Source organism: Xanthobacter sp. 126, assembly GCF_000526175.1.
Lineage (GTDB): Bacteria > Pseudomonadota > Alphaproteobacteria > Rhizobiales > Xanthobacteraceae > Xanthobacter > Xanthobacter aminoxidans.
Map to the genome: position 1 here is coordinate 4,695,900 of NZ_JAFO01000001.1, position 21,360 is coordinate 4,717,259.

The following is a 21,360-nucleotide window of genomic DNA, read 5'->3' on the forward strand; positions in this document are numbered from 1 at the left end:
GAACAATCGTTTGTTCAAAGCTGTCAGAGAAAGCCGGAGGCGTCAAGCGGGGATGTTCAGAGGGGTGCGGGGCCGGTGGAGCCGCGCACCACGAGGGCGCCGGGCGGCAGCGGCGCGACCGGGGCCGGGTCTTCCCCGCCGAGGGCGCGGATGAGGAGGCCGGCGGCGACGCGGCCCATCTCCTCGGTGGGCATCGCGACGCTGGTGAGGGCAGGATAGAGCATGCCGGCGACCGGCGCGTCGTGCAGGCCGATGACGGAAATGTCCTCAGGAATGCGCAGGCCCGCCTCGTGCAACGTCGCCATGGCGCCGGCGGCCGAGACGAGGGTGGCGGCCAACACCGCGGTGGGATGTTGCGGCAGCAGCGCCCGCATGGCCTGCGTGCCGCCTTCGGCGGTGTAGCCCGCCACGCCCACCAGCGCTTCATCGAAGGCGATGCCGGCCGCCTCCAGCCCGTCGCGATAGCCCTGCAGGCGCTCGCGGGCATTGAAGCCGCCCTCGCGGCCGGCGAGGTGGGCGATGCGGCGGTGGCCCAGCGCGGTGAGATGCTCCACGCCCTTGCGCGCGGCAGCGCGGCTGTCCAGCACCACGGAGAGCGGCGCACCCGGCAGGATGCGGTTCATGAGCACGAAAGGCACCCGCGCGGCGGCCAGATCCGTGCGCAGCACCTCGTCATCGTCGAGGCTCGCGACCAGAAGGCCGTCCACCCGGTTGGTGCGGGAAATCTTGGCGATGGTGGTGGCCGTCTCCCCCGGCTCGCGATGGGAGATGAGCAGCGAATAGCCGCGCTCGGCCGCCTCCAGCTCCGCCCCGCGGATGGCTGAGGCGAACACCGGGTTGTCGAGCTGGGGCACCACGATGCCGAGCGTGTCCGTGCGCTGGGTCCGAAGACCGCGCGCCAGCGGATTGGCGAGGTACTGCATCTCCTCGGCGATCTTCAGGATGCGGACGCGCGTCTCCTCGCGCACCCGCTGGCTGGCCTCGCCCCTGAGCACGCGCGAGGCCGTCGACATGTCGACGCCCGCCGCCCGCGCCACATCCGCCAATGTCACCCGCGCCATTCCGCCGGAGCCCCCTGCCAGCTCTCCCGCGCCCACCATCCTCCAGGCACGGGCGTCTTTGCAAGGCGGGCGAAATGCCCCGCCGACCGGGCCGGCGGGGCGGAGCGGCTCAGTGGCCGAGAGACCAGCGCCGCTCGATGGGGGCGGGCTGCTTCTTGCGGGTGGCGCAGAGCGAGCAGCCACAGCCGGCCAGATGCTCGCGCTTGACCACCTTGGGCTCGGCGGAGGTCTTCTCCGAGCGATCGATCGCCCGGCGCAGCTTGCCGTTCATGGTGCTGAGGCGGGGCATCGCCATCTCGCGCGGCGCCTCGCCGCTGCAATTGGGGCAGCAGGCGGGCTGTTCGGCCGCGCTCATGGAGCCCCAGTCGTCGAAGGGGCCGCAGGCCTCGCAGGAGTAGGTATAGAGGGGCATCGTCTGTCTCCCAGGGGGAAACGGGCGGCCCACGGGCCGCCCGGATGGAGTGTCAGGGGTTGAGCCAGCCCTGCAGCAGCGAGAGGCCGGGCACCCAGCCGGTGAGAATGCCGATGAGCACGGTGAAGGCGCCGGTGAACTTCAGGATCGGCTGCTTCATCGTCAGCAGCAGGAAGTAGCAGAACCAGAGCAGGCCCCAGCCCACCCAGTTCCACCCCATCCAGACCCCGATGGGGCTGTCCGCCCCGCGCAGCGACTGGATCGCCACCGGCGCCACGGTGATGGCCACGAACAGGCTGAACCAGCCGAGCCCCCGCCCGTCCACCTTGGTCACGCGGTTGTAGGCCACCCAGAAATAGGTGGCGGTGAACAAGAGCGTCAGCGCGGCGCCCTTGATGGAGGCCGCATCCGCCGCCGGGTTGAAGGCCCAGAACAGCGAGATGGCGAGCGTCACCACGCCCGACACCACGTTCACGACGATGATCTCGCGGTCCTCGATCTTGCCCAGCAACCAGAGGCCGTTGAGCACGAGCACGGCGCCCACATAGAGCAGGCCAAGTCCAAGCAGCATGATGGATCTCCTCAGCCCCGGCCGATGGCTCGGCCGGGGCGCCAGGGGTTGTTCCGAAGGTGCCTGGACTTCAGCTCGCGCGGGCGACGTCGACGCCCGAGACCTGCCGGGTGGGCCCGGTGGAGTTCGGGTTGATGTCGAAGTCGAAGATCTTGGTGGGGATCGCCACCGTGGCGCACACGTTCGGGATGTCCACGATGCCGGCGATGCGCCCCTCCACGGGCGCGGTGCCGAGGATGGTGTAGGCCTGCTCGCCGGAATAGCCGAATTTCTTCAGGTATTCGATGGCGTTCAGGCAGGCGCGGCGATAGGCAACGTGGGCGTCGAGATAATATTGCTCGCCGGTGTGCTCATCCACCGAGATGCCCTCGAAGATGAGATAGTCGTCGAAGTGCGGGTCGATGGGGCTCGGCTTGAAGATGGGGTTGATGACCCCGTATTTCGCCATGCCACCCTTGATGAGGCCGACGCCGATGTCGATCCAGCCGGCCATCTCAATGGCGCCGCAGAAGGTGATCTCGCCGTCGCCCTGCGAGAAGTGGATGTCGCCCATGGAGAGGCCGCCGCCCTTCACATAGACCGGGAAGTAGCAGCGTGAGCCGCGCGACAGGTTCTTGATGTCGCAATTGCCGCCGTGCTCGCGGGGCGGCACGGTGCGCCAGCCTTCCGCCGCCGCCTTGTCGCGCATCGCGCCGGTCATCTGGCCCATCAGGGCGGTGTCGGCATAGGGCAGCGCCGCGAGCGGCGGCACGCGCTGCGGATCGGTGGCGACGAGGGCGGCCTCGCGGCGGTTCGCCTCGGCCATCAGCTTGTGGTCGGGCAGGCAGCCGATCAGGCCGGGATGGATGAGGCCGGGATAGCGCACCCGGGGCACGTGGCGGGAAGTGGTGTAGATGCCGTGGAAATCCCAGCAGGACTTCACCGCCTCGGGATAGTGCTCGGTGAGGAAGCCGCCGCCGTTCTGCTTGTCGAACAGGCCGTTGAAGCCCCATTCGGAACCTTCGATGGGGCCGATGTCGAGGATGTCCACCACCATCAGGTCGCCCGGCTCGGCGCCCTCCACGCCGAACGGACCGCTCAGATAGTGCACCTTGGTGAGGTCCACGTCGCGCACGTCGTTGGCGCTGTCGTTGTTGCCGATCTGCCCGCCGGTCCAGTCGTAGCATTCGACCCGGAACTCGTCGCCCGGCTTGAACATCTCGACCATGGGCAGGTCCGGATGCCAGCGATTGTGCGTCTTGATGGTCTGCTGCTCGGGCTTCTTGTTGAGGTCGATCTTGAAGACGGTCTTTGCCATGGGGCTTCCTCCTTGGAGGGTGCCGCGGCTTTCGCGCCGCTCTACGGGCAGCCTTGAAGCCGCCACGCCCGCACCCTGCCCAGGAAAGCTAGGAAGCCTGTGTAAGCGGCTTAGGCGCTTCGTGGGCCGCGCATGTAAAATTTTGTAAGCGGCCGTGGCTCGGGCGCGCATCGCCCGCCGGTCGCGCTATGATCCTGAGGCGAAGCAACGAAGCAGAAGCTCAGCGCGAGGGTGCACGGCGGGATGATGAACGAGGCTGCGCGCAATCCGAAAATCCTGATGGTGGACGACGACCGCCGGATGTGCGGCTTCGTCACCAAATTTCTGGCGCGGGAAGGCTTCTGCGCCGATTTCGCGCTGGACGGCAGCGCCATGCGCGATGCGCTGGCGGCGACGCGCTTCGACCTCATCATTCTCGACCTCACCTTTCCCCGCGGCGAAGACGGACTCTCCCTCGCCCGCGCGGTGCGCGCCGGCTGGGACATGCCGCTGCTCGTGCTATCGGCCAAGTGCGAGACGGTGGACAAGATCGTCTGCCTGGAACTTGGGGCGGACGACTACGTGACCAAGCCGTTCGAGCCGCGCGAGCTGCTCGCACGGGTGCGGGCGCTGCTGCGGCGCGCCAATGGCGCCATCCGCACCGCTCCCCCCTCCCCTGCCCCCGCCGGGTCGTCCGGCCATCATCTGGCGTTCGGCGTCTTTCGGCTCGACCTCGACCGCCGCGAGCTGACCCGACAGGATGGCACCCGCGTGGCGCTGACCAGCCACGAATTCCGCCTCCTCGCCGCCCTCGCCGAGCGGCCCGGCCGGGTGCTCACCCGTGACCAAATGCTGGATCTCGTCGCCAACCGGCAGTGGGCGCCATTCGACCGCAGCATCGACGTGCTGGTCGGCAAGCTCCGGCGCAAGCTGGAGGATGGCGGCGGCGCCGAGATCATCAAGACCGTGCGCGGGGAAGGCTATGTCTTCACCCCGCCCGCGCCCCACTGATGCGTCGTCTCAAGCGTCGCGCGTGGCTGCCGGCAGCAGCAGCGTGACGCGGGAGCCGGCGCCCGGCTCGCTCTCGATGATCAGGTTGCCGCCGGACTGCCGCGCGAAGCCGTAGACCGTCGCGAGGCCAAGGCCGCTGCCGCTCTCCGCCGGCTTGGTGGAGAAGAAGGGATGGAATGCCCGCTCCACCACGTCCGGCGCCATGCCGCAGCCGGCATCCTCCACCACCAGCGCCACGTAGGCGCCGGGCGGCATGTCATCCAGAAGCACGGCCGCACCGGGGGAGATTTCGCGCGGCTCGGCGCCGAGGCGGATGGCGCCCTGCCCGTCGAGCGCATCGCGGGCGTTGAGCATGAGATTGAGCAGGCTCGCTTCCAGCTGGCGCGCGTCGACGATGGCGTGGCACGGCTCACGCGCGACCTGCCGATCCAGCGTGATGCCGGCGCCCAACGCGGCATTCGCCTGGTGGATCACCTGGTCGAGCACATGATCGAGATCCACAAGGCGGGGCAGCAGCGGCTGCGCCCGGCCGACGGCGAGCAACTGGCGGCTGGCGGCGATGCCTTCCTCCACCGCGCCGAGCGCATCCGCCACCAGTTCGCGCATCACCGCGCGATCGCCAGGCGGATCGCGCAGCACCTCCTCCTGCAACAGCTTGAGATTGCCGCCGACCACCGCGAGGAGATTGTTGAAGTCGTGGGCGATGCCCGCCGAGAGCCGCCCGATGGCCTCCAGCCGCCGGCTGCGGCGCAGCAGTTCCTCCGCCTGCGCCCGCTCGTGGGCCAGCGCGTGGCGATCGAAGCAGCGGCCGAGGGTCGCGAGAAGATCGTCGGGATCAAACGGCTTGCAGACATAGTCATAGGCGCCGGCCTGCAGCGCCCGGATCGCGGTGGGTACGGAGGCATAGGCCGTCACCATCACCACCAGCAGGTCCGGCCGGATGCGACCGAATTCGGTGGCGAGGGCCACGCCGTCCTCCCGTCCGAGGCGGATGTCCACCAGCGCGACGCCCGGCGCCTCAGGCGCCATGGCTTCCACCCGCGCTCTGGCACCGGCGCCGTCATGGGCGACGGCGATCACATAACCTTCCATCTCCAGCAGCGCGGCGAGGCTGCCGGCGAAGTCCTGGTCGTCGTCCACGATCAGGACGCGTCGTTCCGCCCTACGCGGCATCGGCATGCTCCCCGGCAGCCGGCAGCGTGATGTCGACGCGCGTGCCCCTGCCCGGCTCGGAGCTGATGGAGACGCTGCCGCCGTGGCGCTCGGTGATGCGCTTGACCAGCGCGAGGCCGAGGCCGAGGCCGAACGGCTTGGTGCTGAACAGCGGCTCGAACAGGCGCCGGCGCACCTCATCATCCATGCCCACGCCATTGTCGGTGACGGTGATGCGCACCCGCTCGCCCTCCGCGGCCGTCGCGATGGCGACGCGTCCCGGCGGCGCCCCGGCGGGGCGTTCCAGCACGGCCTGCATGGCGTTCTGCACCAGATTGACGAGCACCTGCCGCAGCCGCTCGCCGTCCGCCTCGATGATGCGGTCGCAGTCGAGGTCCAGCGCCAGCTCGACGCCGGACAGGGCCCGCAGGTCCGACGCCTGCTCGGTGATCCAGGCATCAAGCGCCAGCGGCACCATGCTGACGTCTGGCCGGCGGGAGAATTCCAGCAGATCCTCGATGATGCGCACGCAGCGCCGCACGTTGCGCTGGATGCGGTCCAGTTCCCCCCGTTCGCGCTCGCCGGCGAGGGTGCCCGCCCGCTGCAGCACCGCCACCGAGGTCGTGAGCGTTCCCAGTGGGTTACGCAGCTCGTGGCTCACCGTCGCGGTCAACTGGCCGATGGCGGCAAGGCGCTCGCTGCGTGTCAGCTCCTCCCGCGTCTCGTTCAGCTTCTCCAGCGAGCCGACGAGGTTGCGCTCGGCAAGTTCCCGGCTCTCGTTGGCGAGCACGATCCACCATGCGCTGATGGCGAGCAGCGGCAGCATGGCGAGGAACACGCGCAGCAGCAGCCCGCCATTGTCCAGATGGGGCGTCTCCGCCCCCGGATCGATCAGCCGGTAGGTGAGCAGGAACAGCGCCGCGGTGACCACCGTGAGGGCGACGAGCACGCCGCCGACCTTGAGAAGGCGCTGCGGCATGTGCGGCGCGATGCGCCGCCGGAACCCCTCGCCGAAATAGCGCGAGCGCGAGCTTTCGAGGTCCTGGTGGGACTTCTTGCAGGCGTCGTGGCAGTGCGCATCGAGGCTGCAGCAGAGCGAGCAGATGGGGCGCTCGTAGAAGCTGCAATAGGCCATGTCGTCCCGCTCGTAGCCGTGATCGCAAATCTCGCAGCGCAGGACGGGTCCGGTGCCCTGCGCCAGCGAGGCATCGACCGGCGGGCGGGCGAGGTAGTAGCGCCCGCGCGTGGCGAAGCCTATCGCGATGGCGGTGAGGAAGGCGACGAGGAAGGAGAGCGGCGCCGCATAGGCTTCGACGGCCGAACCAAAGACCCCGGTGAAGGCGAGGAGGGAGACGAGAGAGCCCGCCGCCATGCCGCCACAGCCCACCGGATTGAAATCGTGCAGGTGGGCGCGCTTGAACTCGATGAAACCGGGGCTGACCTTCACCGGCTTCAGCACCAGCAGATCGGCGATGATGGCGCCGACCCACGCCATGGCGATGTTGGAATAGACCGCCAGCACCACATCCAGCGTATCGAAGATGCCGAGCAGCATCAGCAGCAGCGAGATCAGGATGTTGAACACCAGCCACACCACCCGCCCGGGATGGTAGTGGGTGACGCGGGAGAAGAAGTTCGACCACGCCAGCGAGCCGGCATAGGCGTTGGTCACGTTGATCTTCACCTGCGACACCAGCACGAACAGCGTGGCGCAGAACAGGGCCAGTGCCGAGTTGTCGAAGACGTGCTGGTAGGCGACGAGGTACATGTAGATGGGCTCGAGCGCCGTCTGGTGCGGCAGGCCGGCGCCGAGGACGAGCACCGCGAGCAGGCCGCCGGCGAGGATCTTCAACCCGCCGATGACGATCCAGCCCGGCCCCGCCATCACCACCGCTCCCCACCAGGCGAGCCGGTTCGAGGCCTTCTTCTCGGGCAGGAAGCGCAGATAGTCCGCCTGCTCGCCGATCTGCACCACCAGCGAGCACATGACGCTCACCGCCGCGCCGAAGGCGAGCGCATCGAACCCGGACGATCCGGTGTCGCGGCCGACGAAGCGGGTCCACGCCGCGACCTCGTCCGGCGCCTTCAGCCAGATCATCACGAAGGGCAGCACCATCATCGCGAGCCAGAGCGGCTGCGTCACCATCTGCAGCCGCGAGATCATGGTGATGCCCATGAGCGTGACAGGGATGATGACGAGAGACGACAGGATGTAGCCGAGCACGAGCGGCAGATCGAAATAGAGCTTCAGCGCCTGCGCCATGATGGCGCCTTCCAGGGCGAAGAAGATGAAGGTGAAGCTCGCATAGATCAGCGAGGTGATGGTCGAACCGATATAGCCGAACCCCGCCCCCCGTGTGAGCAGATCGAGGTCGATTCCGTATTTGCTGGAGTAATAGGCGATGGGCAGGCTGGTGACGAAGATGAACACCGACACCACGAGGATGGCGAGGCTCGCGTTCGTGAAGCCGTAGCTCAGCGTGATCGAACCGCCGATGGTCTCCAGCGCCAGGAAGGAGATGCCGCCGAGCGCGGTGTTGGCGATGACGAAGGGCGACCAGCGACGGAAGGACCGCGCCGTGTAGCGCAGCGAATAGTCCTCCAGCGTCTCGTTGGCGATCCAGGAATGATAGGACCGCAGAGCGGGCAGTTCGGGCGTTTCCAACGCGTTTTCACCTTGTTATTGCCTCCAAGGCTAGAGGTTCGCGCGCGGAGAGGCCAGCCCCGCCGTCCGCGTGTCGCGCCGGTGCCCTCAGCCACCGACGGCGACGGCGGTCCAGACGGCCTCGGCGCGGACGGCGGTCACGCCTCCGCGCCGCATATGACACCTGCTTTTTGCAGGTCCTGATAGTCCCCGGGGCTCATCCCGATCTCATCAAGCAATTCGCGGTTGTGCTGTCCCAGCCGGGGCGCCGCCAGCCGGATCGATCCGGGCGTTTGGTCCAGCCGTGGCACCACATGGTGCATTGGCAGGAGACCCATCTCGGCGTCGGGATAGTCGGTGAGCAGTTCGCGTTCGGCGACATGGGGATCGGCCATGATCTGCGGCGTGTCGTAGATCGGCCCGATGGTGACCTCGGCCTTCTCGAAGAAGGCGACGTTTTCCGCTTGCGTGCGGGCACCGATGAAGGCCCCGATGATGCGATCCAGCTCATCGGCATGCTGCAACCTGTCCGCATTGGTGCGAAAGCGGGGATCACCGACCAGTTCAGGACGCCCGATGGCCCGGAACAGCCGCTCGGTCATCTTCTGGGTGGAGCCGGACAGGCTGACATAGGATCCGTCGCTGCACCGATAGGCGTTGCGGGGCGCGGAATTGGTCGATCGGCTGCCGGTGCGCGGCTTCACCTTGCCGGTCAGGCGGTAGTTTGCCGCCTGCGGGCCGAGGATGGCGAACAAAGGGTCCAACAGGGGCAGGTCGATCACCTGGCCGCGGCCGCCCTTCACCTCCACCTCACGCAGGGCGATCATCGCGGCGGAGGCGCCATAGATCCCTGCAACGCCGTCGGCGAGATACATGGGCGGCAGGACCGGCTCGCGATCGGCGAAGCCGTTGATGGCGGCAAAGCCGGACAGGCCTTCGATAACGGTGCCGAAGCCCGGCCGCTGCGCATAGGGCCCGTCCTGTCCCCATCCGGAGATGCGGATGATGACCAGCGCGGGATTGATCGCGTGCAATTCCCGGGGCGACAGCCCCATCTGCTCCAGCACGCCGGGGCGAAAGCTCTCGATGAAGATCTGCGCCGACGGCACCAGCCTGCGGATGATCTCGATGGCCCGCGGGTCACGCAGGGAAAGGGCCAGGCTCTTCTTGTTGCGCCCGTAGATCTTCCAGTGCGTCTCGATCCCCTGCGCCTTCCAGGCGCGCAACGTGTCGCCTTCCGGCGGTTCGATCTTGATGACCTCGGCGCCGAAGTCGCCGAGAATCTGCGTCAGCACGTTTCCCGCAAACAGGCGCGACAGGTCGAGGACACGAATGCCGTCCAGCGTTCCACGCGCCTTAGGCTGATAGTCGAGGGTACGAAGCTTGCTCATAGGGTCCTTTAGACCGGATCATGGTCTGCCAGACGCACGACCGCGCGGGCGCGCTCGACGAAGGGCTTGTCGATCATGTGACCGTCGACCAGATAGGCGCCGATGCCGCGCGCCTCGGCATCGGAGGCGGCCGCAACCACCTTTCGCGCCCAAGCGATCTCGTCGGCGTCCGGCGTGAAGATTTCGTTGGCGGTGGCGATCTGGCTGGGATGGATACAGCTCTTGCCGGAAAAGCCGTGATGCCTGGCGGCGATGCATTCGGTACGGTAGCCGTCGCGATCGCTGACGGCGGCGAAGGCGCCATCATAGGCGGCGATCCCGGCTTCCGCCGCGGCGAGCCGGACCGCGAGCCGGACATGCGCGAGCGCTGCCCCATCACGGCGTGCGATGCCGCAGGGTTCCAGCAAGTCCCCGTAGCCGACCTGCAAGCCCATCACCCACGGATGCGCCGCGGCGAGTTCGGCCGCCTTGCGCAGCCCCCTGGGCGTCTCGATGTTGAGCAGGATCTTCGGGCTGCGGTCCGGCGCGACGCGTGACCGGGAACCTGCGATCCGGGCGATGGCCTCACCAACGGCGCCCGCGTCCTCCGCCATGGGCAGGTTGACCACGTCGACGTGGAGACTGCCCAGAACCGCCATATCCGCGTCGAACGCCTCGGTGCCAAAGGCATTGACCCGCACCACGATGGTCTTGGCCGTGGCCGGTCGGCATTGAAGGAACGCGGCGAGATTGGCGCGGGCCTGCGATTTCTGGTCCTGGGCCACCGCATCCTCGAGATCGAACGCCACGGCGTCGGCCTTTGACGCGATTGCCTTCTCGAACAATTCAGGGCGGGAGGCGGGGACGAACAGCTTGCTTCGCATCAACATGGCCTCGTCCTCCCTGTGCCAAGTCAAAGGGTGTGGTTCTGCCGATGCGCTGGGCGTTCCGGATGCGGCCGATCTTGCGGGTCGGTCGATGTCGCGTAAAATGCATTAATCGCAATTTTTCATGAGTTTTCTGCATGAAAATCCCCATCGACGGCGTTCAGGCCTTCGTGCATGTCGCCGAGCTCGGGAGCTTCCATCGGGCCGCAGAGCATCTCTTCATCACCCAGACCGCGCTCACCCGCCGGATCCAACGCCTCGAGGCCTTTGTCGGATTGCGGCTGCTGGACCGGACGACGCGCTCGACCACCTTGAGTCCCATGGGCAAGGAGTTCCTGCCCATGGCGCGCCGCATCATCGATGATCTCGTCGATGGTCTTGACCGGCTGCGCACCTCGTCTCGGCTCGGAGTGGGGGATGTCACCGTGGCGACCCTGCAGTCCGTCGCCTTTCGACACCTGCCGTCGGCGCTGCGCACCTATGCCCGCGCGCACCCGGACAATCGTGTCCAGGTGCTGGAGCGTTCCGGGGCGCTCGTCACCGAGGCGGTGCTGCAGGGGCATGCGGACTTCGGCATTCACATTCAGCAGGATCCCCACCCGGACCTGACCGAAGACATGCTGATGCGCGACCCGTTCGTGCTCGTGTGCAGCCGGTCACATCCCGTGGCCAAGGCAAAGGGAGTGGCCTGGTCGGATCTGAAGGGCATCGACCTCATCACGCTCGGCGGCGCGAGCGGCAATCGCCGCAGCGTCGAAGCCCAGTTGGCCAAGGCCGGTCTGAACACCCGTGGCCGGTTCGTGGTCGAGAGCACGCCCAGCGCCATCGCGCTTGCCCGGGAGAATGTAGGCGCGGCGATCCTTCCGGCCGCCATGACCAAGACGCTGGCGGCCGGCCTCGTGGAGGTGCCGCTGGTCGAGCCGGTCGTGTTCCGTCTGATCGCCCTGGTGAAACGGAAGAACGAGACGCTTTCCCCTGCCGCCAGCGCGCTCTACGCCGTCATCAGGAACGAACTCTCTCACGCCCGCACAAAGACGCCGGCAGGACGCGCATAGCGGCCCATCGCCGCGTCACAGCGCCCGGGCGACCTCCCGCACGGCATTGAAGAACAGCTCCACCTCCGGCGTGGGTCCATGCCCGGCCCGGGTCGTGAGGCCGACCGGACCGCCGGAAATGGAGGTGGACAGAGGCAGGCGCACGAGGGTGCCGTCTTCCAGATCACTCGCCACCACGCCCTGGGAGATGACCCAGACCGCATCGCTGGCCAGAACGTGGGCGCGTGAAAAGCTCGGGTCGGTGGTCTCGATCCGTTCGGCCGGGGTCCTGATGCCTTCCAGCAGAAACAGGCGATCAATCTCCGGGCGGATGATGGAGCCCGTCCCCGGCAGGATGAGGGGATGGCGGATGATCTCGGCAAGCGCCACCGGATGGCCGGTCTGCGCCGGGTGGTGCGGCCGGGCGACGAACACGATGGGTTCCGAATAGAGGTGCTCGAACGCCAGCCCCATCATCACCGCCCGGCCGGCAAGGCGGCCGACCACCAGGTCCAGCCGCCCCTGCTTGAGTTCCTCCAGCAGCCATCCGTTGGGGCCGGCCTCGATGGCGATGGCGCCGGCAAGGCCCGCCGCCCTCGCCCGCTGCACCGCGCGGGGCATGATGCGCGCCGCCACCGTGGGCAGGGCGCCGACGCTCAGGGTGGCCACCATGCCGGACTGGGGATGGCGCAGGGTGTCGATGCCGCGATTGAGCTCCGCGAAGGCCGCGCCAGCGTGGATCCGGAAGGCGCGGCCCTCGGCCGTGAGCGAGGCCCCGCTGCGGCCGCGATCAAACAGCGCCGCGCCGAGGATCTCCTCGAGCTCCGCGATCGCCCGTGAGACGGCCGGCTGCGTGAGGTTCAGCGCCTCGGCCGCACGCCCGAAGCCGGCGCGGGCCGCCACCTCAAGGAAGCAGGAGATGTGGCGGAGCTTGATTCGGCCGTCGATCATGGCGCGTTACATATCAAAAACGCATGAGAGGATACGAAACTATCATTTTCCATATCGAAATGCACATGAGAGCGTGACCTAGGGTGTACCGCAGCGACCGTTGCGGCACGCCGCTCCGAAGCCATGCAGAGGCATGGCGCATCCCTGTTTCCGCCCACCCACCCGCAAAGAGGCGCCATGTCATCCCCCGCCGGTCAATCGCAGCGTTGGACCACAGGCATGGCGACCCGTCGTGCGGTGCTCGGGGACGCCCATGTGGAAGCGGCGACGGCCCGCGCCACCCCGCTGGACGAGGCGTTTCAGACCTTCATCACCGAAGGGGCCTGGGGGTCCGTGTGGTCGCGTCCCGGCCTGAGCCGGCGCGAGCGCTCGATCATCACCATCGCGCTGCTCGCTGCCCTCGGCCACGACGAGGAGCTGGAGATGCACGTCCGGGCGACGCGCAATACCGGGGCCAGCGCCGAAGATGTGTCCGAGGCCCTGATGCATGTCGCGGTCTATGCCGGCGTGCCGGCAGCCAACCGCGCCTACAAGATCGCCAAGGGGGTCTACGCCGAAGCCAACTCGCATGGAGACCATGGCTGAGACAGGCGGATTCGAAGGCGGGAGATATGTCTCCGCCCGGTGAGAAGTCCCGCGCGCTGCGTCGGCCGTGACGGGGCGCTAACCGCTCGACAGCGGCGTCGCCGACTGCGCGTGTGCCCTCCAAGAATTCGAGAAAACAGGGAAGAAACGTATGACCACCCAAGACGCCGCCGCTCCCCCGCGCCCTCGCCGAAGCTTTGTGGCCGGATCAGTCTATCTGTTCGAGCGCCTCCTCCCCGATCCCTTCGTCATCGCCATCGGCCTGACGTTCGCGGTGGCGGGCGCGGCGCTGCTGTTCGCCCCAAAAGGCGACCTCGTGACGGTGGTGACGTCCTGGTATACGGGCGTCTTCGGCATTGTCGGCTTCGCCTTTCAGATGGTCATGATCCTCGTGACGGGCCATGCCGTCGCGCACGCCCCCGTCGTCCAGCGCGGCCTCAAGACGCTGGTGGCGACAGTTTCCACGCCCAATCAGGCCGTCGTCCTGACATTCCTGGTCGCGGCCGCGGCATCCTGGCTCAACTGGGGATTTGGCCTGGTCGTCGGCGCGATCCTGGCGCGGGAGGTTGCCAAGCGAATCCATCTCGATTTCGGATGGCTTGTCGCGGCCGCCTATTCGGGATGGGTCATCTGGGCCAGCGGCCCGTCGAGCTCCATCGCCCTGTCGCAGGCCACGCATGGCAACGCCCTGAATATCGTCGAAAAGCTGACGGGCAAGTTGCTTCCGTTCGGTGACACCGTCTTCACGACCTTCAATCTGGTCCCGACCGTTCTGGTGGTCATCCTGGTGCCTATCGCCTTCATTCTTCTCAAGCCCCGCGAGGATGAGATCGTCGCGTTCGTTCCCGGGCCCGATGAACAGGCAGCGCCCGCTTCGGCGAAATCGGCCGGCACCTTCGCCGACAAGGCCAACCGCTCGCGGATGGTGAGCCTTTTCCTGGTTCTGCTCGGCGTGGCCTATCTCGGCGTGTCCTGGAGCACGAAGGGCGTCAAGTTCGACGTCAATACCGTCATCCTCATCTTCCTGATCCTGGGTGTCGCCCTTCATGGCACCCCGGTTGCTTATTCCGACGCCATGAAGAACGCGGCGAAGCAGACCGGATCGATGATCCTGCAATATCCCATCTATGGCGGCATCATGGGCATGATCGACGCCACCGGGCTTGCCGCGATGATCTCGAAGTTCTTCGTCGTGGTGTCGACCGCCCACACCTTGCCGTTCTGGACCTACATCGCCTCGCTGTTCATCACGTTTCTCGTCCCCAGCGGCGGCGGACACTGGGCCGTGCAGGGACCTTTCGCCATACCGGCGGCGGTTGAACTTCACGCCTCCATTCCGGCGGTGACCATGTCTGTCGCCATGGGCGAGCAGGTCTCCAACATGATGCAGCCGTTCTGGGCCCTGCCCGTCGTGGCGATGGCCGGCATCGGCATTCAACGGGTGCTCGGCTTCACGGTGGTGACGTTCTTCCTCGCGGGCATCATCTACGGTGCCGCGCTGCTGCTGCTCCCGTGACAGGCGTGCCGCATTCCGCCGGAACCGCGCGGCCGTCCGCGGCCGCGCCGACGGGCGCCTGCGATGCCCATTGCCATATCGTCGCCCCCCGCTTTTCCCCCTCCGGGACCGGCGAGGTGGCCGGCGGGCCGGCTGGCATGGCGATCGAGGACTATCAGCAGCTCCAAAGGCGGATCGGCACCACACGGGCGATCTTCGTACAGGCGAAGTCCCACGGGATCGACCATGCCTGTCTGCTTGATGCCATCAGGCGCCTCGATGGCAACGCCCGTGGCATCGGCGTGCTCCATCCCTCTGTCACCGACAGCGAGCTGAAACGGCTCGATGCCGGCGGCATTCGCGGGCTTCGCTTCAGCCTCTGGAAGCCCGCCGATGCGGTCGTCACGATCGACATGATCGAACCGTTGGCGAAGCGGATCGCTGACCTCGGCTGGCACGTCCAACTCCACCTGTCGGGAGATCAGATCGTCGAGGCGGCGGCGCTGCTCGCCCGGCTGCCCTGCCCGATCGTGTTCGACCATATGGGACGGCTGCCGCCGGACCGCGGCCCGGATCACCCGGCGTTTGCCGTGATCGTCGACCTCGTGCGCAAGGGGCAGGCGTGGGTGAAGCTCGCGGGCGCCTATCTCAACACTAGGCAGGGACCGCCCTATGGCGATGCCACCCGGATCGCCCGGGCCTATGTGGCGCAGGTGCCCGAGCGGCTCGTGTGGGGCAGTGACTGGCCTCATGTCACCGAGACGCACAAGCCGGACGACGCGGAGCTTTTCGATCTGCTTGCGGTCTGGGCCGGCAGCGATCGCGTGCGCGACCTCATCCTGATCGAAAACCCCGCAGAGCTTTACGGCTTCCGGTAGGGACCGAGCGTGCAGGCCGGACGGACGCCAGAGGCGCCCGTCCGGCTCTCGCCTTCGCCGCGAAACCTGCGGCGGGGGCCGTTATTTCGCGGCCGGATGGGCGATGGGATCAAGGCCCGTCTTGCTGATGACGGGAGCGGCCTGCGGGGAGGCGAGGAAGGCGGTGAGCTCCGCGCCGGCCTTGGGCGATCCGGCCTTCGAGGACATTCCCGCGGAGAAGATCGTGATCTTCTGCACGCTCTCGGGAATGGGGCCGACCACGTCCACGCCCGCCACGGGCAGAAGCTCGCTGATCTGCTGGAAGCCCAGCTCGGCTTCGCCGCGCGCCACCACCGCGGCCACGGGCTCAGCCGGGATCATCCGCGCCGTGCCCTTCATCTGCTCCTCGATGCCGAGGCGCTTGAACAACTCATTCTCCACATAGACGCCGCTCGCGCTGTCCGAATAGGCGACGGACTTGGCGTTGAGCAGCGCCGTGCGCAGGGCATCCACGGTGGAGATATCGGGCTTCGGCGCGCCCGCGCGGACGGCGACGCCGATGGGCGAGCGGGCGAGATCGACGCGCGAGTCCTTGTCCGCCTTCCCCTGCTCGGTCAGTCCGGTGAGAGCCTCGCCCACCATGATGAGCACATCCACCGGCTCACCCCGGTTGAGGCGCACCGGAATGGCGTTCTCCGTGCTGCCCATGGACGGCCCGTAGGCGGTCGACACCTTGTGCCCGGTCGCGCCTTCGAACTGCGGCACCAGCTGCTTGTAGGCAGCCGAGAAGCCACCCGAAATCATGACGCGCACCTCGTCGGCGCGCGCCGAGGCCGGCAGCGCCAGAGCGGCGCCGATCAGCAAGGCGGAAACCTAGCGTCGTGAGATCGTCATTGTCTTTCCTCCCGAGATCGATGTCTTGATTTTTTCGGTCCTGCCGGCCGCATGAGCGACGGCCGCGCCCACCGGATCGCGTCGCCCTAGGTCGCGTCCTTTGGCGTCAGGCGCAGCCCGAGTGCTCCTCGACGGAGCGAACAATCATTTTGCAGGTGCGGCGGATTCAGGGACCGCCACCCGATATGCGGACGCGGCGCCCGGGGGGCGCCGCGTCCTTGCCTTCAACCTCGGGAGAGGGAGGCGTTGCGACCGCGATAGATGAGGATGGTCGCGATGAGGCCCGAGGCGGCCGCCGCCATGAGCCAGAAGCCGGGGGCCGCGCGGTTGCCCGTCATGTCGATCAGCCAGGTGGAGACCAGGGGCGTGAACGTGCCGAACAGGGCGGCGGCGAGAGCGAAGGCGAGCGAGAAACAGGTGGTCCGCACATGCGCCGGCACTTCTTCCGACAGGGCGGCCACCATGGCGCCGTTGTAGACGCCGAAGCACATGGAGAACCACAGCTCCACCATCAGCATCTTGTTGAAGGTCGGCTCCACCACCAGCCACGCAAGGGCGGGATAGGCCGTCGCCAGCGCCAGGATGGCGATGGTCAGCAGCACCGGACGGCGCCCCACGCGGTCTGAGATGGCGCCGCCGATGGGCAGCCAGATGAAGTTGGTGGTGGCCACCAGCAGCGTGACCAGCAGACTGTCGGTAATGGACAGCTTCAGCACGTTCCTGCCGAAGGTCGGCGTGTAGACGGTGATGAAATAGAAGGTCACCGTGGTCATAGCCGTCAACATCATGCCGAGCACCACGATCTGCCAGTTCGCCAGCATCGCGGCGAAGACCTCGCTCTGGGTCGGGTGCTTCTTCTGCTTGAGGAACTCGGGGGTTTCCTCCAGCGTACGGCGGATGAAGAAGATGAAGGGGATGATCGCGCAGCCGATGAAGAAGGGAATGCGCCAGCCCCAGGCGGTGATGGTCTCGGCCGGCATCAGCTGGCTCAGCGAGAAGCCGATGATCGCCGCGAAGAAGATGGCGACCTGCTGGCTGGCGGACTGGAACGAGGTGTAGAAGCCCTTGTTGCCGGGCGTCGCGATCTCGAACAGATAGATGGAGACGCCGCCCAGCTCCACGCCCGCCGAGAAGCCCTGCAACAGGCGCCCGAACAGCACGATGAGCGGCGCGGCGATGCCGATCTGCGCATAGGTCGGGCACACGGCGATCAGCACGGTGCCGGCGGCCATGATGCCCAGCGTCACGATCAGGCCCTTGCGGCGGCCGATGCGGTCGAGATAGGAGCCGAGCACGATGGCGCCGACGGGCCGCATCAAGGCGCCGAGCCAGAAGGTGGTGAAGGTGAGGAGCAGTTCCGTGACTTCATTTCCGGTGGGGAAGAACGCCTTGGAAATGGACGTCGCGTAGAAGCCGAAGAGGAAGAAATCGAACTGCTCGAGGAAGTTGCCGCTGGTCGAGCGCAGGATGGCTGCGGTTCTCGATTTGATGGCAGGCACCTGTGTGCCCGCAGCGGATGGAACGGCGGCTGCCGAAGGCCCGACCATGCGTTGTCTCCCATGCCGGCACAGCCGCTCGCGGCGTCTCTGCGCTGCTTCTTGTTGCTTCGTCCGGCCGTCTGCAGCCGGCCAGTCCCTCGGCGGGAATCTGGCGCAGCTCATCGCATGACGGCATCGGCGGGAGCCTAGGGGGGAGAACCTGTCAAGAACCTGTCACGTCTTCCGCGACGTTGGTCTGATGCGCTCAGGCGATCATTCGCCTTCCAGCGCCTTCCGCCATGCGCGGAAGAAGATGCGGCGCCGGGACTGGTCCTGATAGGCCAGAAGCTCGGGGCCCACATGGATCGGGCGTAGCCTGGCGGGATCGGCTCCAGCTTCCGCCGGCGGCGGCATGTCGAGCCGGACGGTACCGAAGGCCCGGCGCGCGAGGTCCTCCTGGCCTTCCCGGGACAGGAGGAAATCCAGAAAAAGATGGGCCTGCTCGGGATGCGGCGCCTGTTTGGGAATGAGGGCGATGCGCGTCATCACCAGCGTATAGTCCTCGAAAGCCACGACGCCGATGGCCGGCTCCTCCCGCGCCCGCGCCCGGGCATAGGACGAGATGGTGTTGTAGGCGAACAGCTGGTCGCCATCGGACACGCGGTCGAGCATGGTGTGGGCGAAGAAATAGAGCTTCGGTCCCGTCTGCCCCATGGCCCGGACCAGCTGCCAGGTGTCCGCGGTGATGCGCACATCGCTGTTCCAGAACAGAAAGCCGGTCCCGCTGCGCTCCGGGTCGTAGGCCGCGACCTTGCCCCGGTAGGCTGCGCCCTTCTCGCGCAGGAGGCGGATGAAATCGGCATGGGTGCGCGGCACGTCTTCCGGCGGCACCCGCATCTTGACGAGGACGATGGGTTCCGCCGTGACCCCGAAGGCCTCGTTGCGCCACACCGCCCAGGGCGGCAGCATCGCCGTGGCGGGGGACTCGTGGCGCGCGGCATAGCCGTCGTTCACCAGCTTGATCTGGAGATCCATGGCGGAACTCCAGGCGATATCGGGACATGGGCGGGTGTCGTTGCACTCCGCCACGTCGGAATAGACGTACAGCGAATTCTTGTGCCGGTAGGTCAGCTTGATGTCGGGATAGCGGGCCCGCCAGTGCTCCAGCAGTTCGCCCATCTCCACGAGATCGATGGAAGACACGACGGTGAGTGAACCGGCGGCGCCGGTACCGACCGAGATGTCATCCGAGCGGGACTGCGCTCCAGCCGGGCGTCCCGCGTCCGCGAGGGCCCCTGCGATGACGAGCGCCACAGCCAAGGCGATCCCGCTCATGCGCCCTGCAACCGCCCGAAAGCGCCGCCCCGCGGACGGCACGGCGATCCGCCCCCAGTCGCTGCCCGTCGGGGCCATCCACCCGCCTCCCGCACGCACGTCCGCACCGTCTCTTGCACTTGCTTCCGTTAGCCGGTCTAAATTATGCGATGCGACGGGTGTGGTCACGTATGGGGCATCCTTCCAGCTCCGAACCTGGGGCTTTCATGCCTTGCGGCCGGTTGCAGCCCGGCCGGGAGCCGGCTTGATGCGTATCCTTATCGTGGAAGACGACCGGGCGCTTGCGAGCGGACTGAAGCGTTCGCTCGCCTCGCTTGGCTACGCGGTCGATCACGAGGCCGATGCGGCGGATGCGGTCGGGCTGGCAACCCGCGAGGCGTACAATCTGGTCGTGCTCGATCTCGGCCTGCCCAACGGCAGCGGATATGACGTGCTCAGGGCGATCCGCCGCGCGGGCCTCAAGACGCCGGTGATGATCCTCACCGCGCGCGACCATGTGAGCGAGAAGGTGAAGGCGCTGGACCTCGGCGCGGACGATTATGTGAACAAACCATTCGCCCTCGCCGAGTTCGAAGCGCGGGTGCGGGCGCTGGTGCGCCGGGGCTTCGGCGTCAGCGACGCCCTGATCGAGTTCGGGCCGCTGCAGTTCGATACCGTGCAGCACGTGGCGCGCCTGGAGGGCACACCTCTCGATCTCCGGCGGCGGGAGCTTGCGGTTCTGCACCTCCTTCTGGTCCAGGCGGGCAAGCTCGTGCCCAAGGCACGCCTCATCTCGGAAGTGTTCGGACTGGACGATGCGGTCGGGCCCAACGCCCTGGAATTGTACATCGCCCGCCTGCGCAAGAAGCTCGGGGCCGGCGGGTTGCGCATCCGCACCGTCCGCGGGCTCGGCTACATGCTGGAGAAGGACTGATGCGCGGCGCCCGCCGCTCGCTGAAGCGCGCGGTTCTCCTCAATCTGCTCGCGCCGGTGCTGCTGCTGGCGGTGGCCATCGGAGCCGGCGGCTATCTCACCATCACGTCGGTGGTGGAGAGTTCCCACGACCGCCTCCTCGACGGCTCCCTGATGGCCATCGCCGAGCGCCTCGCGGTGGAGAGCGGCGAGGTGGTGGTGGACATGCCGCAGGTTGCCCTCGGCATGCTCGAAACCAAGACGCAGGACAATGTCTACTATCTCGTCACCTCGGACGCCGGGCCGGTGACGGGCTATCCCGACCTGCCGCTCGGCCGGATGGCAGCGGCCTCGCCCGGCCAGCCGGCCCACTGGAACGACACCTACCGCGGCAACGCCGTGCGCCTCGCCGCGGTGGCGCGCCGCGTCTATGGCGTCGAGCGTCCGGTGATCGTCGCTGTCGCCGAGACCCGGCTCGCCCGCAACCAGCTGCGCAACGAGATGCTGCGCAACCTGGGGCTGGCGGAGGCCGCCCTGATACTGGCCATCGGGGTTCTGGCGTGGGTTTCCGTCGAGCGCGGGTTGATGCCGCTCGCCGACCTCAGCCGGCAGATCGACACCCGCGCCGTCACCGACTGGCGCGATCTGCGGCCGCTCGATCTGTCCGAGGTGCCGCAGGAGGCGATGGCTCCCGCCACCGCCATCAACGCCATGTTCGAGCGCCTGCGCTCGGCCACCGAGCTGCTGCGGCGCTTCACCGCCGACGCCTCCCACCAGATGCGCACGCCGCTGGCCATCGTCAGGATGCATGTTGACCTGCTGCGGCGGGAAAGTGCGGATCCCGAGCTGAGGGGCAGCGCGCTGGCCGAGCTGGACCAGGGTGCCGAGCGGCTGGAGCGGCTCATCACCCAGCTTCTCACCCTGGCCCGCGCCGACGAAAGCGCGGTTTCGGCCGCAGGCGGCACGCCCTGCGATCTGGGCGACGTGATCGAGCACGTCATCGCCGAGCGCATCGCCGGCATCCCGCCCGACACCCAGCTCTCTTGCCTCATCCGGCAGCGCCCGTTGCCGCTTGTGTCCGATACCGTGCTGCTGTCCGAACTGCTGGGCAATCTTCTCGACAATGCGGTGAAATATTCCGGCGCCGGTGGCCAGGTGGTGCTGTGCGCCGACCGCAGCGGCGATGCAGCCGTCGTGACCGTCGAGGACAGCGGCCCCGGCATTCCCGAGGCCGAGCGCGAGCGCGTGTTCCAGCGCTTCTACCGTGCGCCCAACCGGGCAGACGTCCCGGGCAGCGGCCTCGGCCTCTCGATCGTGAAGGTGATCGCGGACCTGCTGCACATCACGATCACCCTCGACAGCAGCCCCGATCTGGGCGGCCTGCGGGCCACGCTCCGCATGCCGCTGTCGACCCGGACACCGCCTGACGCCTGAGCCCTTCAGGTCGGCGGGATGG

Annotated in this window: 19 protein-coding genes; 7 read left to right on the top strand and 12 right to left on the bottom strand. The window is 67.5% G+C overall.

Annotated elements, in window-relative coordinates; genetic code table 11:
- Nucleotides 1–56 precede the first annotated feature (56 nt).
- The 4 genes from XAN126_RS0122240 to fmdA all read right to left on the bottom strand — a co-directional run bounded on the left by XAN126_RS0122240 (nucleotide 57) and on the right by fmdA (nucleotide 3,341).
- Entirely contained in the window at nucleotides 57–1,052 is a 996-nt protein-coding gene (locus tag XAN126_RS0122240; RefSeq protein WP_245272317.1) for a LacI family DNA-binding transcriptional regulator, read from the bottom strand.
- 118 nt (nucleotides 1,053–1,170) lie between these two features.
- Complete coding sequence (locus XAN126_RS0122245; protein WP_024280764.1) at nucleotides 1,171–1,473, bottom strand: FmdB family zinc ribbon protein; 303 nt, start codon at nucleotides 1,471–1,473, stop codon at nucleotides 1,171–1,173.
- 52 nt (nucleotides 1,474–1,525) lie between these two features.
- Nucleotides 1,526–2,044 (bottom strand): AmiS/UreI family transporter, encoded by a 519-nt coding sequence (locus tag XAN126_RS0122250; RefSeq protein ID WP_024280765.1) that lies wholly within the window; start codon nucleotides 2,042–2,044, stop codon nucleotides 1,526–1,528.
- A 70-nt stretch (nucleotides 2,045–2,114) separates the two neighbouring features.
- A complete protein-coding gene (gene fmdA / locus XAN126_RS0122255; RefSeq protein ID WP_024280766.1) occupies nucleotides 2,115–3,341 on the bottom strand; it encodes a formamidase in 1,227 nt (408 codons plus the stop codon).
- A 243-nt stretch (nucleotides 3,342–3,584) separates the two neighbouring features.
- Here fmdA and XAN126_RS0122260 point away from each other — a divergent pair, with 243 nt between their 5' ends.
- Entirely contained in the window at nucleotides 3,585–4,331 is a 747-nt protein-coding gene (locus tag XAN126_RS0122260; RefSeq protein WP_197024081.1) for a response regulator transcription factor, read from the top strand.
- Between the two features lie 9 nt (nucleotides 4,332–4,340).
- On the opposite strand, the gene XAN126_RS0122265 is transcribed toward XAN126_RS0122260, so the two are convergent.
- From XAN126_RS0122265 to XAN126_RS0122280, 4 genes are all read right to left on the bottom strand, one after another.
- On the bottom strand, nucleotides 4,341–5,504 hold the full coding sequence (locus tag XAN126_RS0122265) for a response regulator (RefSeq protein WP_024280768.1): 1,164 nt from the start codon (nucleotides 5,502–5,504) through the stop codon (nucleotides 4,341–4,343).
- The gene (locus XAN126_RS0122270) at nucleotides 5,494–8,148 is read right to left on the bottom strand and encodes an ATP-binding protein (RefSeq protein WP_024280769.1); all 2,655 of its coding nucleotides are present in this window, start codon (nucleotides 8,146–8,148) and stop codon (nucleotides 5,494–5,496) included. Before XAN126_RS0122270 ends, XAN126_RS0122265 begins: the two co-directional genes overlap by 11 nt.
- Nucleotides 8,149–8,285: 137 nt before the next feature.
- Nucleotides 8,286–9,518 (bottom strand): CoA transferase, encoded by a 1,233-nt coding sequence (locus XAN126_RS0122275; RefSeq protein ID WP_024280770.1) that lies wholly within the window; start codon nucleotides 9,516–9,518, stop codon nucleotides 8,286–8,288.
- 8 nt (nucleotides 9,519–9,526) lie between these two features.
- The gene (locus tag XAN126_RS0122280) at nucleotides 9,527–10,387 is read right to left on the bottom strand and encodes a CoA ester lyase (RefSeq protein ID WP_245272318.1); all 861 of its coding nucleotides are present in this window, start codon (nucleotides 10,385–10,387) and stop codon (nucleotides 9,527–9,529) included.
- A 134-nt stretch (nucleotides 10,388–10,521) separates the two neighbouring features.
- Here XAN126_RS0122280 and XAN126_RS0122285 point away from each other — a divergent pair, with 134 nt between their 5' ends.
- The gene (locus XAN126_RS0122285) at nucleotides 10,522–11,439 is read left to right on the top strand and encodes a LysR family transcriptional regulator (RefSeq protein WP_024280772.1); all 918 of its coding nucleotides are present in this window, start codon (nucleotides 10,522–10,524) and stop codon (nucleotides 11,437–11,439) included.
- Nucleotides 11,440–11,454: 15 nt separating this feature from the next.
- Here XAN126_RS0122285 and pcaQ read toward each other — a convergent pair whose 3' ends face one another.
- Nucleotides 11,455–12,369 carry a pca operon transcription factor PcaQ gene (gene pcaQ / locus XAN126_RS0122290; RefSeq protein ID WP_024280773.1) on the bottom strand — a complete coding sequence of 305 codons (915 nt, stop codon included), beginning with the start codon at nucleotides 12,367–12,369 and terminating at the stop codon, nucleotides 11,455–11,457.
- Nucleotides 12,370–12,546: 177 nt separating this feature from the next.
- On the opposite strand from pcaQ, the gene pcaC reads away from it, so the two are divergent.
- The 3 genes from pcaC (at nucleotide 12,547) to XAN126_RS0122305 (ending at nucleotide 15,327) form a co-directional block, all read left to right on the top strand.
- Complete coding sequence (pcaC, locus tag XAN126_RS0122295) at nucleotides 12,547–12,954, top strand: 4-carboxymuconolactone decarboxylase (protein ID WP_024280774.1); 408 nt, start codon at nucleotides 12,547–12,549, stop codon at nucleotides 12,952–12,954.
- Between the two features lie 151 nt (nucleotides 12,955–13,105).
- Nucleotides 13,106–14,470 (top strand): TIGR00366 family protein, encoded by a 1,365-nt coding sequence (locus XAN126_RS0122300; protein ID WP_024280775.1) that lies wholly within the window; start codon nucleotides 13,106–13,108, stop codon nucleotides 14,468–14,470.
- Between the two features lie 5 nt (nucleotides 14,471–14,475).
- A complete protein-coding gene (locus XAN126_RS0122305; RefSeq protein WP_038226775.1) occupies nucleotides 14,476–15,327 on the top strand; it encodes an amidohydrolase family protein in 852 nt (283 codons plus the stop codon).
- Between the two features lie 81 nt (nucleotides 15,328–15,408).
- Here XAN126_RS0122305 and XAN126_RS26615 read toward each other — a convergent pair whose 3' ends face one another.
- From XAN126_RS26615 to XAN126_RS0122320, 3 genes are all read right to left on the bottom strand, one after another.
- Nucleotides 15,409–16,170, bottom strand: coding sequence for a substrate-binding domain-containing protein (locus tag XAN126_RS26615; protein WP_245272319.1), 762 nt, complete (start codon nucleotides 16,168–16,170; stop codon nucleotides 15,409–15,411).
- A 254-nt stretch (nucleotides 16,171–16,424) separates the two neighbouring features.
- Nucleotides 16,425–17,747: an MFS transporter gene (locus XAN126_RS0122315; protein ID WP_029877598.1), complete on the bottom strand. Its 1,323-nt coding sequence runs from the start codon at nucleotides 17,745–17,747 to the stop codon at nucleotides 16,425–16,427.
- Nucleotides 17,748–17,951: 204 nt separating this feature from the next.
- The gene (locus XAN126_RS0122320; protein ID WP_155982376.1) at nucleotides 17,952–19,091 is read right to left on the bottom strand and encodes an ABC transporter substrate-binding protein; all 1,140 of its coding nucleotides are present in this window, start codon (nucleotides 19,089–19,091) and stop codon (nucleotides 17,952–17,954) included.
- 169 nt (nucleotides 19,092–19,260) lie between these two features.
- Between XAN126_RS0122320 and XAN126_RS0122325 the strand changes: the two genes are divergently transcribed.
- A complete protein-coding gene (locus tag XAN126_RS0122325) occupies nucleotides 19,261–19,926 on the top strand; it encodes a response regulator (protein ID WP_024280779.1) in 666 nt (221 codons plus the stop codon).
- Nucleotides 19,926–21,338 carry a sensor histidine kinase gene (locus tag XAN126_RS0122330; RefSeq protein ID WP_024280780.1) on the top strand — a complete coding sequence of 471 codons (1,413 nt, stop codon included), beginning with the start codon at nucleotides 19,926–19,928 and terminating at the stop codon, nucleotides 21,336–21,338. Before XAN126_RS0122325 ends, XAN126_RS0122330 begins: the two co-directional genes overlap by 1 nt.
- The last annotated feature ends 22 nt before the right edge of the window (nucleotides 21,339–21,360 follow it).